This is a genomic window from Spirosoma horti, from assembly GCF_054776595.1.
Genome location: NZ_BAAHBQ010000011.1, coordinates 77,813 through 93,943, shown reverse-complemented (window position 1 = coordinate 93,943; position 16,131 = coordinate 77,813). Strand labels below are relative to the sequence as shown.

At 47.7% G+C, this 16,131-nt stretch carries 16 protein-coding genes; 7 read left to right on the top strand and 9 right to left on the bottom strand.

The features are described from left to right. Positions 1–2 precede the first annotated feature (2 nt). The 8 genes from ACYVAM_RS28320 to ACYVAM_RS28285 form a co-directional block, all read right to left on the bottom strand. Positions 3–1,172 carry a hypothetical protein gene (locus ACYVAM_RS28320; RefSeq protein ID WP_461073434.1) on the bottom strand — a complete coding sequence of 390 codons (1,170 nt, stop codon included), beginning with the start codon at positions 1,170–1,172 and terminating at the stop codon, positions 3–5. Positions 1,173–1,222: 50 nt separating this feature from the next. Further along, positions 1,223–3,727, bottom strand: coding sequence for a TraG family conjugative transposon ATPase (locus ACYVAM_RS28315; RefSeq protein WP_461073432.1), 2,505 nt, complete (start codon positions 3,725–3,727; stop codon positions 1,223–1,225). Then, entirely contained in the window at positions 3,675–4,031 is a 357-nt protein-coding gene (locus ACYVAM_RS28310) for a DUF4133 domain-containing protein (RefSeq protein ID WP_461073430.1), read from the bottom strand. The genes ACYVAM_RS28315 and ACYVAM_RS28310 overlap by 53 nt, the downstream gene beginning before the upstream one ends. Beyond that, complete coding sequence (locus ACYVAM_RS28305; protein WP_461073428.1) at positions 4,031–4,414, bottom strand: DUF4134 family protein; 384 nt, start codon at positions 4,412–4,414, stop codon at positions 4,031–4,033. The genes ACYVAM_RS28310 and ACYVAM_RS28305 overlap by 1 nt, the downstream gene beginning before the upstream one ends. A 372-nt stretch (positions 4,415–4,786) precedes the next feature. Next, positions 4,787–5,308 carry a hypothetical protein gene (locus ACYVAM_RS28300; RefSeq protein ID WP_461073426.1) on the bottom strand — a complete coding sequence of 174 codons (522 nt, stop codon included), beginning with the start codon at positions 5,306–5,308 and terminating at the stop codon, positions 4,787–4,789. Between the two features lie 11 nt (positions 5,309–5,319). Next, entirely contained in the window at positions 5,320–5,865 is a 546-nt protein-coding gene (locus ACYVAM_RS28295) for a hypothetical protein (protein ID WP_461073424.1), read from the bottom strand. Further along, complete coding sequence (locus tag ACYVAM_RS28290; protein WP_461073422.1) at positions 5,858–6,358, bottom strand: hypothetical protein; 501 nt, start codon at positions 6,356–6,358, stop codon at positions 5,858–5,860. Before ACYVAM_RS28290 ends, ACYVAM_RS28295 begins: the two co-directional genes overlap by 8 nt. Continuing rightward, positions 6,342–7,097, bottom strand: a complete 756-nt coding sequence (locus ACYVAM_RS28285) for a ParA family protein (RefSeq protein WP_461073420.1) — start codon at positions 7,095–7,097, stop codon at positions 6,342–6,344. The genes ACYVAM_RS28290 and ACYVAM_RS28285 overlap by 17 nt, the downstream gene beginning before the upstream one ends. A gap of 557 nt (positions 7,098–7,654) precedes the next feature. Between ACYVAM_RS28285 and ACYVAM_RS28280 the strand changes: the two genes are divergently transcribed. Genes ACYVAM_RS28280 through ACYVAM_RS28265 form a run of 4 tightly spaced genes read left to right on the top strand, consistent with a single transcriptional unit; the run spans position 7,655 to position 11,961 of the window. Continuing rightward, entirely contained in the window at positions 7,655–8,110 is a 456-nt protein-coding gene (locus ACYVAM_RS28280) for a hypothetical protein (protein WP_461073418.1), read from the top strand. Further along, positions 8,094–9,515, top strand: coding sequence for a relaxase/mobilization nuclease domain-containing protein (locus ACYVAM_RS28275; RefSeq protein ID WP_461073416.1), 1,422 nt, complete (start codon positions 8,094–8,096; stop codon positions 9,513–9,515). The genes ACYVAM_RS28280 and ACYVAM_RS28275 overlap by 17 nt, the downstream gene beginning before the upstream one ends. Beyond that, a complete protein-coding gene (locus ACYVAM_RS28270) occupies positions 9,515–11,530 on the top strand; it encodes a YWFCY domain-containing protein (RefSeq protein WP_461073414.1) in 2,016 nt (671 codons plus the stop codon). Before ACYVAM_RS28275 ends, ACYVAM_RS28270 begins: the two co-directional genes overlap by 1 nt. After that, entirely contained in the window at positions 11,527–11,961 is a 435-nt protein-coding gene (locus tag ACYVAM_RS28265; RefSeq protein WP_461073412.1) for a hypothetical protein, read from the top strand. The genes ACYVAM_RS28270 and ACYVAM_RS28265 overlap by 4 nt, the downstream gene beginning before the upstream one ends. Here the strand turns inward: ACYVAM_RS28265 and ACYVAM_RS28260 are convergent. Next, on the bottom strand, positions 11,889–12,623 hold the full coding sequence (locus tag ACYVAM_RS28260) for a M23 family metallopeptidase (protein WP_461073410.1): 735 nt from the start codon (positions 12,621–12,623) through the stop codon (positions 11,889–11,891). The genes ACYVAM_RS28265 and ACYVAM_RS28260 overlap by 73 nt on opposite strands. A 113-nt stretch (positions 12,624–12,736) precedes the next feature. On the opposite strand from ACYVAM_RS28260, the gene ACYVAM_RS28255 reads away from it, so the two are divergent. From ACYVAM_RS28255 to ACYVAM_RS28245, 3 genes are read left to right on the top strand one after another with little or no spacing between them, the layout of a single operon-like run. Continuing rightward, positions 12,737–13,672 (top strand): DUF3945 domain-containing protein, encoded by a 936-nt coding sequence (locus ACYVAM_RS28255; protein ID WP_461073408.1) that lies wholly within the window; start codon positions 12,737–12,739, stop codon positions 13,670–13,672. 4 nt (positions 13,673–13,676) lie between these two features. Beyond that, positions 13,677–15,431, top strand: a complete 1,755-nt coding sequence (locus ACYVAM_RS28250) for a toprim domain-containing protein (RefSeq protein WP_461073406.1) — start codon at positions 13,677–13,679, stop codon at positions 15,429–15,431. Beyond that, a complete protein-coding gene (locus ACYVAM_RS28245) occupies positions 15,432–16,040 on the top strand; it encodes a hypothetical protein (protein WP_461073404.1) in 609 nt (202 codons plus the stop codon). Positions 16,041–16,131 lie beyond the last annotated feature (91 nt).

Sequence of the window (16,131 nt, the reverse complement as noted above, 5' to 3'; positions counted from 1 at the left end):
GGTTAGTCAGCGCTTTTGGTAATGTTTCTCATGTTGTTATATTCTTGTTTAGCCGCTTCTGCATAGAATGAGCCGTAGTTGGCCGCCGTCTGTCCTACTGCCCGGGCCCCAACTACGGCGGCACCAATACCCATCACGGCCGCACCACCGACAGCGCCTGCTACCATTTTGCCACCCGATACGGCAGCACCACCGGCATAGCTTGCTGCTGGCATTCCAGCACCCATGACCATAGCCGTGGACAGACTGGTCATTCGCTGAAGGGCGCCAGCAACACCGGATGAGGAAATAACGTAAGAGGCAATCGTGGGAATGGTAAAGTAGGCCAATGTCGCGATGATCATAAAGACCATGTAAATCAGATCACCGCTCTGAGCCTCATCGGGCACGTTGTTGGTCAGTTCCAGATACTGGAGTGTGATAACTTTCGCTTGCAGATAGCCGACAATCGTTCCCAGGATATTGGCCAGCGGAAACCACAGCGAAATCTGAACATACCGGGCGATCCACATCAAATGTGAATCCTGAAAGCCAGTAAAGATGGCCAGTGCGAACGATAGCGGGCCAACAATGGTCAGCACAATCAGGAAGAATGCACGGGTAGTCAGGATCACCAGCCGGGACGCCAGATAAAGTGCATAGAACAGGTTCTTCAAAAACTGCTGAAAGCCTTCATCCAGATAGATCTTCAGCTTCTCAATCCCCAGTGAGAAGTACTGTCCGGTAGAGGTCCACATGCTGGTTTCCTGCATCTTTTTATCCAGTTGGGCCAGCTTCTCATTTGTCTTATCAAGTCGCATCTGCTCCAGCTGCTGAATGCGTGTTGTCTGCGCATCAACCATGTTCTGAGTGACTGACTGAATCGGCTTGATCATCGCATCCAGAAAGTCAGTGACGATTGTGAAGTTGAGTACCAGAAAGCCGATAGCGAAGGGACGCAGTAGTGGGAATACATCAACGGGCTCAGCCCGGGCGAAATGACCCAGCACCCGCATGCCGATGAACAGGGTTGCTCCTATGGCGGCAATAGCCGAAGCCACTGCCCCTAAATTGCCCATACCTTGTAGTACCTCCTGAAAGGCTGTCGTGATGGATTCTTCAATGGAGCTGAACTTCTGGTAGAAGTTATAGTCCTCATAGGTACCGCCACCGGGTTGTTGTAGTAATATCATGTCGATACAAAGGGGTTGAAATGAACACGACGAATGGACGTGTCGATTGATTACACTAATTCAGGCTTACGCCGGGCATCGGCAAAGTCGATAATGGCAACCTGGATATCTCCGCCATTTTGAGCCGTGCGTCGCTGAACTTCGGACTTCTCGGACCCTTCGGTAGTGTAGGCCGCGTACTCTTCCAAACTTACCTCAGTAGCGTAGACTTTGGCCCTTGCTCCCAGGGCAATGAATACCTCTTTGTACTTCCGACGAGGATCATTGTCTTTATTGACCGACAGAATCAGTTGCTTCTGTTTTTCAGACAATCCCAGCAGCTGACGAACCTCTTCAAACCGGTGTTGGTACTTGCTCTGATCGAGCAGGATTTTACAATCGGAGTTATTGATAATGGCATCCTTGATAATGTTGTTTCCGATGATATCATCAATCTCCTGGGTGACCACCAGCGCTTCTCCAAAGTGTTTCCGAACAGTCTTGAACAGGTATTTGATATAGTCAGCCATCGACTCTTTAGCGATCGCTTTCCAGGCCTCCTCAATCACCATCATTTTGCGGGTAGCCAAACTTAGCCGGCGCATTTTGGTAACGAAGGTTTCCATAATGATCAGCGTAACGATTGGGAACAGGATCGGGTGATCTTTGATGTTGTCCAGTTCGAAGACAATGAACCGCTTATTGAGTAGGTCCAGATTCATATTCGAATTGAGCAGGTAGTCGTACTTGCCGCCTTTGTAGAAGGGCTGCATCGTGATGATAAACTGCTCGATGTCGAAATACTTATCCGTGTATTTCTTCTCTTTCAGAAAGGCCCTGAATCCATTCTCGTCATTGCAGTACTCATAGAAGCCGTTGAAGCTAGCCTCTGCCTTGTTCTTTTTCACCTGCTTGATAAACTCCTCAACGGCATCCGACAGGGCTACCTCTTCGGTTCTGGAGAAGCTTTCGCTTTCATTCTTCCAGAGTGTTTTCAGCAACGTGTTAATCGACGTAACCTTATCGATTGAGTAAAAGCCATCTTCTACGTAGAACGGATTGAAGGTGATGGGTTTATCTTCTTCATAGGTCAGGTAAATGCCATCCTTACCACGTGTCTTGCGAGATATGAGCTCACAGAGTCCCCGGTAGGAATGGCCGACGTCAACGAGTACAATGTGCGTATCCTGCTCATAATACTGGCGTACCAGGTGATTCATAAAAAACGACTTACCCGAGCCGGAAGGCCCGATAACGAACTTGTTGCGGTTGGTTACCCATCCCTTTTCCATTGGCTCATCCGACAGATCCACCCATACGGGTTTACCATGCCGGTCGCAAAGACGAACGCCGAACGGAGAGAGTGAAGATTGATAGACCGATTCTAGGTTGAAGAAACAAACAGCCTGCTCGACAAAGGTGTAGAACGTTTCATCGACTGGCAGATCACCTGCATTGCCTGGTATACCTGCCCACAGGAGCCGGGCCGCGTCCATGGTATTATGTTTGGGCAGACAGTCGAGTTGAGCGATGGCCGCCGAGGTACTAGCCCTTAGGTACTCCAGTTGCTCAGGCTTCTCGGTCCAAACCATTACATTGAAATGAGTTCGGCATACCGTGCGCTGATTCTGAATAGCTTCCTGAATGTAGCGCTGAGTCGCGTCACGGTTAATGCCATTCTCGGCTGAAAATTGCGAAAGGGAATTAAGGTGCCGGGCTGTCTGCTCAAACTCCCTCAGCATCGCCTGCGCGTCATCCAGACAGATGTACTGATTGTAAACGTGATTACAGCGCAACATTAACCCAACGGGGAGCACGTTGCCAACGGCGAACTGTGTACTATCCGAAGACAGCGGGCCATAGCTGGCCATTATGTCTACTGCCTGTGGCATAGTATCCGCATCGGAAATCGTAAAGCAGAGTACATCTTTTGATCCGATTCGAACGCGGCCGTCAATATCCCAATCTTCCAGGATGACTTTCTTGGTACCGTCTGGCTGCAATCTGAAATAGTTGGGAACAATGCCCCGATCTCCCTTTTCGCTAACCAGGTCCTCATCGGTTAATCGTACGGCCCGTATGCTGCCACCGTCCTGTAGAATGCGCTCAAACTGAGATACGGCATCAAAGAAGGGTTGCAGTTCCCGTTGTGTCATCTGCTCACGAGGCACCAGACTGCGACGAGTTAACGAGTGCCGATTGCTCTTCTGCTTTTGACGAGCCTTCGGCAGTTTCGAGATGTAGAGATAGCAATGATGATTCAGGAACGGTCGCTCGACAAAGTGACGCTGAAAGGCCTGCGTTAGAAAGCTATCATCCCCCTGCTCGTGATCAGCCTGGTACTTCTCTTCGATGAACCAATCCTGTTTGTGAATGACAGTTCCTGATGGCAACAGCTTAATTGCTTTCACCAGGGCACTGTGCAGAGTAATATAGTCCTCCCTTGATTGGGTAAAGATTTCAGGCAGATACAAGCGAAACCCAACGGTAATGTCTGCCATTTTGCTGACAAGGCAATTATTCTCAACGGCCAGCAGAGGCATGGCGGTTTCGAGACTTCGGGCGTTTAGCTTCACGGAGTGATTGGAATGGTTTGGCTGAAGAGATGAGGATAGCCTTTGGTTGATTGCGGGAGGCTTCCAGTTTGAGCAGTCCCGATACGCCGTATTTTGCGGAAAGCCGCATGCAGTACCATACACCCCCTATTGCATTACCCACCACAATGAGCGTAGCGAGGTAGGTATTTAGACCCAAAAGCCCGTAGAGTATCAGAGCCAACACCAGACTACTTACTACAATCCCAGCGGATAAATACAGGTAAGTGCCTTTTAGTCCCCTAAATTCTACGGGCTTTCCGATGCCTTTGTTGATCTCCAGCATTAACCGAAGAAGCTGGTTAAGATTGCCCCGATGGCTACCAGGAACAGGGCGGCCCCAAACCAACTGACCATCGCCTTCTGTGTGTCCGGATCGCCATTGTGCATTTTAGAATACACGCGTACTCCGCCAATCAAACCGATAACAACCCCCAAGGCCAGTACAATCGTTTGCGCTGCGGTAGCATAGCCACGAATAGTTGTTGCCGTTGTGGCTAAAGCCCCTGCCCCATTGCCAGCCTGGGCATTGGCCAGCATTGTCATAAGCACCAGGTCAAGCGTTAAAGCAATCCGCATGCCTTGACGCATAGTTCGATTCTTGGTGATTGAAAGCATCAATGCGGTAAACGCCAACCGTGCTTTGAGGGTAATACAGATGGATTTCATACTCACTTAATTTTTAGGGTAAATAATTAAAATTCTTATTAATGGAGAAATTTTAATTCTAAACTACTATCAAAAGTTAAAATATGCATAATATATGAAATAAAAATATTTCATCCATCCTTATTTGTGTAGATAATTTTCTGATTTATAGTACAAAAGCAACTATTAGTACACAATCAAATTAATTTATATTGAATATATAAATTATACGGTAGGTTTTGATTTAGCTGTAAATTCCATGTAATCATCTATATGCATTATTTACCCATACTTTGATAGTTAGGTAGATATTTTACTAGATTTGCTTGAAGTGCAGTAAAACAAAAAAGGCCAGACATAAGCCTGGCCTTGAGATGCATTAAAAAAGTAAGGCTAGTAAGCCGGTTGCGCGAACAATTCGTCTAGGTAATCCCACGGACGAATGGCTGGGCCAACGTAGCGCTTAGCAGGCTTTATGCGTTCATTGACATCTTGCATTAATGAAGATAACGCCTGGTCATTGTGGGCGATGGGCAGGGTATTGGCTCTGCGCCATTGTCTGATTAAAAGAATCGATACAGTAGCCACCCCTATCAGCACGGCGGCCAGATACCAGGACTGGAAGAGCAGTGCCGAGCTGATAATGATCAGGATCACTCCCCACAATATGGCAAAGCGGGTAGCGATCTGATTCCAAACAATGTACCTCGATTGCCGATACGTATTCTGATCGTAGTTAATCAAAACAGACAGCAACGACTTTGCAAACCCATGAGCACCCATTCGGGCCAACATGATGATTGTATTCTCGGATACGTGAGCTAAAAACCAAACCAGACGAATGCCGACCGACAGTAGGCCAACTGCAAAGGCGAGGATAACTACTCCCCAGAAGTCAAAGACGTAGAGGTACATGATTGTGTGGTTTATCGATTGAAAGATATTCCGGAAAAAGCCTGATTGCCCTGCTGATCATTAATGATTCGAGCGAGCCTTTCTGCAGCTTTGTCCTTTGGGTCAGTTGGTCGAACGGTACCCTGTTCGTCTGTCTCTGTTCGACTTGCAGCCTCCTGTAACTCAGCGACTGACTGCTCATTCGGTCGAACGGCCTCAACGGCAAGTGGCAACTGAAAGCCGTTTCCGGAATGCTCGTCGACAGTTTCTCCACTGAGATCGATATCATCTGCTGGAGCAGACCATGAAGCAGTAGTCGCAGCGGGAGCCTGGTTATTTTGAACAGGAGCCTTACTGCTTGTGTACTGCTTAGTCGAGTAAAGGTTAGCTGAATCTACCTCCTCCTCTTCTTCTGATTCTTCTACTGGCTGAGCTTTGCGCTCATTTGAGTTACCTCGGTTACTGATCCATTCCCTGATATCTTCCCGGTAATACCGGATCAGGACAAAGGCGTAGTAGATCGCCCCAATCAGGGCCATAAACTTGAAGTAATCACCCCATGAGTATTGACTAAACATCTTTTTGTTGGTCACGATGGTAAGACTGGGTAGCCGCTTCCACCAGGTTGTACAATATTTCTGTCATTGGCTTATTGTGAATGAAGCTGAGCTCACGCAGTAACTTGTGGTGATCGCTGGCCACCATAATCGGCTTATCACACCGGAGGCCTGCGGGGAAAGGCTGGGTAACCATATCAACGAAGCTAGCTGGAGCCTGACTCCGCTTCTTTCGCTCAGCAGGTTTCTGAATTGCTTCAGGCTGTGGAGTTACTGGCTGGGCTACCTCGGGCTCTGGCGCTGCATTCACTTGGGCTGTTGTCTCAGGCTCGTCGGCCGAGACTACCGGTGTTTCAATAACTTCCGTGTTCACGACTGGCTCAGGCTCGGCCGTGGCGACAGCTGGCTGTAGAGTTGGTACCGGTGGCAGGAATCCACTAACCAGCTTACTGGCTCGATCGGTGGTGTTCTTCTTGGCCACATCTGACAGACGGGGTTTATTTTGGTTGCTCATCGCTTTCTAAGCTGGGAAGTAAGGATTCGATTTCAGTGAAAAGGTCTTTTAGTCCGCTATTACGCAGGTAGGTGATCGGCATGGGGAACAATGTGGAGCGATTGCCTGAGTCCTGATAGGAATCGCGCTGAGGTATGCGACTCTTAAGACTACCAAACCCGTGCTCCTTGAAACGAGCCTCTAACTGATCGGCTAACTCGCCATCTCTGGATTCTTTGTACTTGTTCCAGACGATACGGCACCGATCTGCAGGAAGTAAGTCGATTTGCCGAATTGCGCTCAGGTAATTGAATCCGGTAGTTACCGAAAACTCAGAGGTTTCCATCGGTACCAGCAGGTAGTCGACTGCTCCTAAGGCGACCTCATACCCATCAATGTCGATGTTACCGGGCAGGTCCACAAAAATGAACTGTACATCTGCCGGTATCTGACTGATCAGGTTGGGTACGTCAGCAGGCTCCCCACTCAGGATAGCGTAAGGGTCTACATCCTGAACGTTGAATCGATCGCGGGTCTCCTCGTCCATTTGCTCAGTTTCCCGAAGGCGCAGATTATAGACCGACAGCTGGGAGGTATCAACATCAAGTACGGCAACAGGTATTCGCCGTTTGTAATGAAGCCAGGATGCGACAAGAACTGAGAGAGTTGTTTTCCCCATTCCACCCTTTTGGGTAGCGAAGGCCAGAACGACCGGGGAGACTGAAGCCGATGAGCCGACCAGCGTAGTAGGTGTTGCCATGAAGGTTTGTTTTAATTACGGCATAAAGGTATAAGTCTAGAGTCCAATAAAGCAATAGGTCAATAGGAAAATATATTTATAATCTTATAAAACTATCATCTTATTATTCAATAAGTCTATATTCTAATAGATCTATAATTCAATAGTTTAATGATCCAATAAGATTATAATACTACAGGCTTATGAGACTATAAATATAAATAATTCTAAGCTTAGAACCTTATTGTTCAATAAGCTTATCATTCTATAAGTCGATTGTCTTAGATTCCTATTAACCAATAAGGCTCTAGGATTCTATTCCTATAAACAAACAAGCTTATTACCTTATGCGGTTTAGGGGAACAGTCAAAGCAGATAGATCGACCATAAGACTATAGTCTTATAATCTTATTGGGCTATAGAGTTATAGACAGTCAGCAGTCCCAAAGTCAAACCGAGAATAGCCATCCGGTTTTAGTTAGCAAGATGTGTTTTTATTACCATAAAAACTCTTTCCCACCCTAAGCGGGACAGTAACAACGGGCCTCCGAAGTCGGCCCTTTAACCAGAGAACTGATATGGAAAAGAAACGAGGCAGGGGGGGAGCCCCTAAGAAAGAAGACAGTGAACGCAAAGAACGAATCGTTCGAGTGCTGTTCAATGAGCCAGAATACAAGAAGCTAGTTGCACGGAAAGAAACCACCCTGTCGCCTAACTTATCCGAGTTCATTCGTACGGTATGCCTGAACAAACCGCTGCACATGAAAGCTCAATTAAGTACTCATCAATCCGACGTATTGTCGCTACTGGTGGAGATGAGAAGTGATATGTTACGCATTGGTGTTAACATTAATCAGGCATCTAAGCGCATATACAGCGTGACAGATTACCGCGATTTACAGCGCGATGTTCAGTTTATGAGTGGAGAAGTGGACCGTATTAACCAACAAATTCAAGCCGTAATGCGAACCGTTTCTCAGGATGATCATACCACATCTACTAATCTTGTTTCGCCCGATGGTAGTCCGAATTAGCAGCGGGGCTACCCCATCAGGAGCAGTTAAATACAATGAGGAGAAGGTCGGGAAAGGGGAAGCAGAACGGTTAGCGGTTCGCAATTTCAGGGGGGTGGACGTACTCGTAGAGCAGCTTGATTTCTCAACAATAGCGACTAAACTGGAAGAACGCGCTTCGCTCAACGAACGGATCAAGAAGCCTACTTTTCACGCAAGCCTATCACTTGCCCAGGGCGAGAAGCCAGCGCCCGAAGAGTTGACCGCAATAGCGGACCGGTATATGGAGGGCATGGGGTATGGCCGTCAGCCTTACGCCATATACCAGCACTTTGATACGGATCACACCCACATTCATATTGTTTCAGTCCGCGTCGACGAGAGAGCCAAGAAGATACCGGACAATTATGAACGGGAGCGGTCTAATAAGCTACGCCAGGGTATTGAGAAAGAATTCAATTTGCAGCCTGCCGAAAAAGCTAAAGTGAAGCAGGAGCGCACTCAGCTGGTACCGGTCGAATATGGGAAGGGGAACCTTAAGCAGGATATCTCCGACGTAGTTACCGGCATTCTGAGGGACTTCAAGTTCAGTTCATTCAATCAATACAACCAACTACTGGGCCTCTACAATGTGAGGGCTACAGAAGTGCCACAGGAAGGCAAAAAACCGGGGTTGGTATACAGCGCAATCGATCGGAACCTAATTGCAGTAGGAGCCACGTTTCGCGCAAGCCAGCTTCCTTATCAACCCACAATGGAAGCCGTTAACCGGCGCATCAGTAGTGGTAAAAAGATAAAAGGCGATAAGGTTAGCGATGTGCGCAGGAAGGCAACCCTTGAACTAGGCCAGAGTAAAGGATGGGGTGACTTTCAACAACGATTATCCGGACAAGGTATCGGCGTAATCCCTCACCTGGGTAAAGATGATAACCTGTTCGGGATCTCATTCGTCGATGTAAAAAGTCGGGCGATCTATACCGGTAGTGAGCTGGGCAAGACCATGACGGCCGGAGCCCTCAAGGGTGCATTCGGCGCTTATGAGACAACTCAATTTACGGTTCCATTGATTGCTCAGGCGCAGCAGGTTGACAGGTCACAGAATTGGAGTTACCAGGAAGACACGATGGAGGCAGCCCACCGCCGTGATGAGGCAATGGAATTTGTGAGAAACAATCCATACATCAAACCAACCATAGAGCAAAAGAAGGAGATAGAGCGACAAAACAAAGAATTTGGCCAGCAGAACAAAGATGAATTTAAAACCGAACGAGAACAGAGTAGAAGTCAACAAAACGAAAAGATGCCTATGCAAAATCTAGACTTAATACGCCAGTTGCTTTACGCCCTGGACGGTCCAGCCGATGGACAAGAAGAGGAACACGAATTAGCTAAAATGTTAAAAAGAGCCCGTAAACCATCCAGATAATGAAAGACGACCGTAGAGAACTAAACAAACAAATTGAATCCGTTCTGTGGATCGGACTGGGCATTTTTGCCGTCCACATCTATATCGAACTGCATACCTTTTTTGCTAACCTTGGTTATGCTCATCCAAAGTCAGACGCTATTCTTGGTCGGATGGTGAACAACTCAAAGAATCTCTTTGGTAGCCACTGGACGATGAAGATGATTGCAGGTGCCTGTATTGTCGCCTACGGGATTGGCAATCGCGGGGTGAAATCAACAACGCTGACAGCGGCTTCAGTAGCCAGGTCATTAGGGATAGGCGTGATACTCTATGTCGGCAGCACATTCATGCTTAGCAGTAATTGGCTATTGGGCAAAACGAGCGTCTCTTACCTAAGCATCGCCTACATGGTCATAAGCATTGGTGGATTACTGTACTTACTCAAAGGAGCTCAGGGCATTAACCGGTTACTCGGCTTTACGCCAGGTGGGGATGAATTCAATAGTGAGAACGAAACCTTTCTGCAGGAGGAGCGTAAGATTGAGAATGAGTTTTCTATTAATCTGCCAACTAAATACTTCTATAAAGGGAAAGAGCGCTACGGCTGGATAAACATCGCCAACCCATTCAGGGGAAGTATGATACTGGGTACACCGGGGAGCGGTAAATCATTCGCCTTCATGAACAGCATCATCGAGCAGCACATAAGCAAGGGTTTCTCTGTGTATCTGTATGACTGGAAATCACCTGACCTTTCGCTGGTTGCGTTCAACTCTATGGTTCACAATCGGAAGCGGCTGCCGGAAAATACCCGCTTTTACTGCATCAATTTGAGTGATCCCCAGAAGTCGCACCGGTGTAACCCACTGGACCCGATCTACCTACCACAAATTGACGATGCTTATGAAAGCGCCAAGATCATGATGCTCAACATGAATAAGCAGTGGATAGGCAAGGAAGGGGATATCTGGGCAGATTCGGCTATCAACTACACGACCGCTCTTCTGTGGTTTCTGCGAACGTATAAGAAGGGTATCTACTGCACCTTCCCGCACCTGGTCGAAATGATGACAATCGATTATCGTAAAATATTCCCGGTGCTAATGGCACATCCTGATCTGGAGGCATACATGACTTTATTCGTGTCGGCTTATAATGGCGGAGCCATGGAAATGCTGGAAGGGCAGGTGGGTACGGCCCGATCAGGTCTGGCTAAATTATCAAGCCCGGGCATCTACTGGGCAATGAGCGCCAATGACTTCACACTGGACATCAATAATCCGGATCAGCCTAAGATCCTGTGTGTGGCCAACAACCCGAAAAAGAAGAACCTCTACAGCGCAGCCGTTGGTTTGTTTAATGCCCGGGTCCTCAACCTAATTAATATGCCTAATCAACATCCCTGCTCGGTTGTTATCGACGAGTTACCGACGATTTACTTCCAGGGCCTGAGTGATCTGATCGCTACCGGACGAGGCAATAAGATTGCGGTTACCCTGTCGATGCAGGATTTCTCCCAGGCTGAGCGTGAGTACGGCAAACCTGAAGCAGAGGTAATACGCAACACAGTCGGTACGGTTATTTCAGGAGCCGTGTCGGGTCAAACCGCGAAGGCAATGGAGGAACGTTTAGGGAAGAACGTTCAAAAGAAGCATAGTATTAACATTCAATCCGAAGATACGACGCACGGCATAAGTACCGAACTACAGCCCATGGCGCCAGCGGCAAAGATCGGCCAGCTCAAAGCAGGTCATTTCGTCGGTGTGGTTGCAGGGAGTTACGGGGATGAGGGAAACCTAAAGGCCTTTAATGCGGAGGTGATCATTGATACTACCGGATATAAGCAGCGGCAGAAAGCTAAAGAATTACCGGATTTTTCTATTTTTGCTAAAGAGGGACCTAGTATTGATGAAGTAGTCCGGGAAAATTATGACCGGATCAAAAGTGAGACCAAGAAAATCATCGACGATGAAATAGATCGGCTCAATATTGAACTGAACGATACACCACCAAAACCCAAGAAAAGAAAATGACAGATACTGACATTGTAAGTGAGCGACTGGTGACCCTGCGTAAGCACCTGGGCGAAAGATTAGGGCAGGAGTTAACCATGCAGAGCCTGGCTGAAAAAGCTGACCTGAAATATGACTTCCTGAAACGCCTTGAAAGTGGACTCAAAGGCAGCATGGATTCATTGCTTACCTTGGTCCGCTACTATCATTCGCAAGGCTATAACCTTGATTGGATACTACTTGCTGACAATTCAGAGGTACCAATGATCAGTTTTTCGGGTGGTGAACTACTCAAGATTGAGAACGATGTGAACGAACTGGCACAGACACTGAATCAGAGTTACGCTAAAATCAGTAGTCGTCTGCGCACCCTGGGCTATCATCCATCAATGAATACTGCTTTGGCAGAATCAAGCCCTGATGTACATGAACCGGCAGGGTTTGCTCTCTGATAAAGCCAGAGTCGCCGACGCAATAAGAAGCAGAATTGAAACGGGTCTACATTGGACCCGTTTTTCTTTATAACATAATGAAGATGCGGGCCGGTGGCCAGCCCGGTACTTCCAACTTTGCCAATCTCCTCACTTCGGGCAACGACCTGCCCCGGCTTCACACAATAGCCCGAGAGGTGTCCATAGGTTGTTTCGAATCCGAAATCATGCTGAATACGGACAAAGACGCCGAGCGCAGCATCATGGCCAACCTGCCTGACCACTCCCGATGCCGTAGCCTTTACGGCCATACCTGTTGATGCTATGACGTCAACCCCATTATGAAAACGAACTCTCTGATGAATAGGATGACGGCGAATACCGTAGAGTGAGCTAATTCTAAATGATTCGAGGGGCACGTTAACCGGTAGCACGGAAGGAATTAAATCAAGGTACTGCGGATCTAGCGAAACCGCATTGATAATCCGTTCGACCTGCGAGTAGGTTTGACTTGTACTCAGCAAAACAACCTCCAGAGAGTCCCGCAAATGATCACTAGTAAGCTGGACTTTCTCAATAGCGTTCGAGTCCAATTGTACCGGCTGTGCCTGCGCAGGGGCGGGCTTAGCGAGCAGTATGCCGGCTGTTATAAGCAGGAGACTTAAAGGTACTTTTCGCTTCATGGGTAAATTTTAATCCTATTATTCAACAAATGTGCAAATTTTCTTTTTATGGCTAAAGAAATCTCTAATTTTACTCTTAGCACTAGACCAAATCAAAACCTTAACTGAATCACATGGAAGACAAATCCCTTTCTTACACCCGGACTCAGGCCGATGGCTATGACAACATCGCACCAACAACCTTGCAGGGTCAGCAGGCCTGGCAGTACGCCCAGTCTGACAACTTCTTTAGTCCCGAGGAACGGGCCGCCGTGATGCGCCGGGAACTGGAGCCATACCGGGAGCAGATCGAAGCCAAGATGGATCAGCTGGGCTACAGCGTCGATCACCTGGCCACGCTTCCTAAACTTCGCGATGACCTGTTCAGCGGCCGTGCTACGGACTCAACCAGAATACATATCACACCAGACATGAATATGATAGGGTCACTGCGTGTAGTCATGACCGAGGAAGGCCCTGATATCCGTATCTCGCCAATCAACAAGGCACTGACTATTCCAGATGAAATAGCTGGTGTTCGACTCAGCAAGTCCGAACAACAACAACTTAGCCAAGACGGCTACCTGCCACGTCCAATTCTAATTCCTGAAAATGGAACATTCGTGCCGACCTATCTGCGCGTCGACGAGGTTACCAACTCGGTTGAGTTATGGCGCGTACGACCGGAGCAGATGCCAACGAAGTTACTCGGCATTGACTTGACAAAGGATCAGCAGATGCAGTTGGCCAGTGGACATCCGGTACACTTGAGTGGACTATTGGATAAGCAAGGGGAGCCTTTTAATGCCACAGTCAACATATCGCCCGGTAAACAGTCGCTGGAGTTTAGCGACCTCAGCCGTTTAGACGTAGCTTTGAGCCCAGATAACCACTACCGGCAACAAGTAGCGCTTAACAGTAATGGCGCAAAGACGGATGTTACTCGGCAACAGGAAGTAGCAGTGGGGTCGCCTGCCGTGAGTAATCACCAGCGCGAAGCCATTAAAGACCTGTTGAATAGCGACACAAAGCCGGGCAGGGATCACTCGTTAAAGCAACGCTCTCGCTAGGACCATGACAAAGTTTGATGAATTAAAGAAGCGATTTCCAAACGTAATCCCCATTCAGGAACTACGACAGAATGTCTCTATAGTTGAGTTGGCATTACAGTACGGCTACGAGCCGCAGCTACACAAGGGCAAAAGCAGGCCGGTCCTAGAACACCCTGACTTTAAGGATATCATTATTATCAAGAATCCTCAGGATGCCGCTCAGCAGATTTACCAACGAGCTGGAGATTTTACCGACTCAGGAACCGTAATTGACTTTATACGGAATCGCCTGGGTACTGTCTTTTCTAAGTTCAATCGCCCAGGTGATCACGAGTTCAAGAACATCACCAGCGTGTTATATGATTACCTCCGCATCGATCCTGATCACATCAATCAGAACCGGAAGGTAACCGCATCGATCACAAACGGGGAGCCTAAGCAGCAATTCGCCAGAGAGCAGTTTGATATTCGAGCGCTCAGTCCTGAAAACTACCTGACCAAGCGGCAAATAGCACCGGAGACATTGCAACGCCCGGAGTTTACCAATAAAGTGGTAGCTCAGATTGCGTACTTCGATACTGAACGGGGCCATTCAGAGAGTTATCTGATAGCCAAAGAGCATCCGGAACGCAAGTATCTTACGTTTACTAATGTAGCATTCCCCTATTACAACGGGACAACAAACGAGATAACTGGTCTTGAACTTCGGAATGAAAACGTGAAGCTGCACGCCCCCGGTAGTGATCGATACGGCAGTGTATTTGTTTCGAACACTCCGCCAAAGGTTGAGAACTTCTACATTATGGAGAGTGCCATCGATGCGCTCTCTCATCAGCAGCTAAGAAGTATAAAAGGGGATAAAGACTTCAACTCGGTTTACTTCTCGACTGGTGGCCAGCTAACGGCCCAACAGGTAGACGTTATCACCCGCTACATCGGCAAATTTGAAAAGGCACCGGAATGGTCAATAAACGTGGCCTTTGATAATGACGCAAAAGGCCATCGGTTTGACTTGCAGTTCATCCAGCAGCTGATCGCTACTAAGTTTCCAATGAGTGCCACAGTAGGAGGAGTCAACCGGGTGAGTTACCTGCTTCCCGAAGATGATGCCTATAAGCCTATGCGGGAAAGTTTACTAGCGAGGGTCGACGGATTCAATAAGAACGTGCAGACGCTGTTCATTCCGTCAGATGCCGATCAGTTAGGCCAAAAGGAGCTCGCGAACCAGCAGATATTTATCAGCGTCACTGGGAAGCAATATGCCTTGAGCATACCCGAATCATGCCCAGCCCTAACCATGATGACTAAATCATTACTGGAGATAACCGGGCTGAATCAACGCATTGTTGTAGACAAAGCTGCCAGTAAAGATTTCAATGAAGACTTGGTTCGTATGGTAAAGCAAAACGTAAAGTTCAGGTACAGTATCTCTGATGAGTCTGGCCAAGACATCTATAAGGGCAACGTAGCTACTCTGATGAATCGCACCCTGAACCACCTGAAGCACCAGGTGGAAGGGGAGGGGTTGTCAAAGACATTTATCGTCAATGAGCTACAACCATTCGGCTTTCAAAAGCCTCTAGCCGAAATAAAGATCGAGCAGGGACAAACCGTAAAATACGAGCAGAAGCCTGACTTTATTCAGCAGATAGCCGCCGAGAAAGTTCACCGGGGACCCCAGGAGAGGACAATACTCAACCCTGAGAATAAACCCCAGATTGAACAGATCCCGCAGCCAAGGGCAGGCGATGACACTCAACCTAAACTGAAACGGTAGATGAATCGCGAGGCAGTTAAATTCAAAGACCTTGATGCCTTCTTTAACGTCATGGAAGGCTTTGGCTATAATGGCGAGGTAAAGAAGCTCATTTACGAACAGGACAAATTACCTTATGGCTCGGCTTACCTGGTCCCCACGCAGAGACTGCCCGAAACATTTGATCTTGATGCCATCGGCTTATTTGGCGGATCACTGACCTGTGTTCAAGATATAAATTATATAGGTACGGAACGCTTTGCTACCGACTTCATGATTTATCCGTTATCAATGGTTGGTTATGTTGAGGTAGAAACACCAACGCGGAGTACATTTGCGCCTTCTAAAAGCGAACACGACTGGACAGAGGGCGAGATGGTGTACTTAATAAATATTCAGGATGGTACCGGGCATGAATTCTATTTGACTACAAATGGAACGATGGCCAGCTTATCCGCAAAGGACGATCAGAAGCCGCAGGAATTTAAAACCTACAAGCAGGTAAATAAGCAGCTTGAAGCCTTGCGGCCAAAATACCCTAAAACCTGCCGGGTCTATTTTGTAGAACGTCGGGAGTTTGAAGAAAAGCGGAAAGCATTATTAGAGGACAATACCTCGTCAGAAAAATAGCTATCCAGCGCCATAGGTTGGAAAGGGGAAAGAATGTTAACACACAGAGAGGGCATTGACCCTCTTTTTTTGTGCCTTCATTTTACAATTT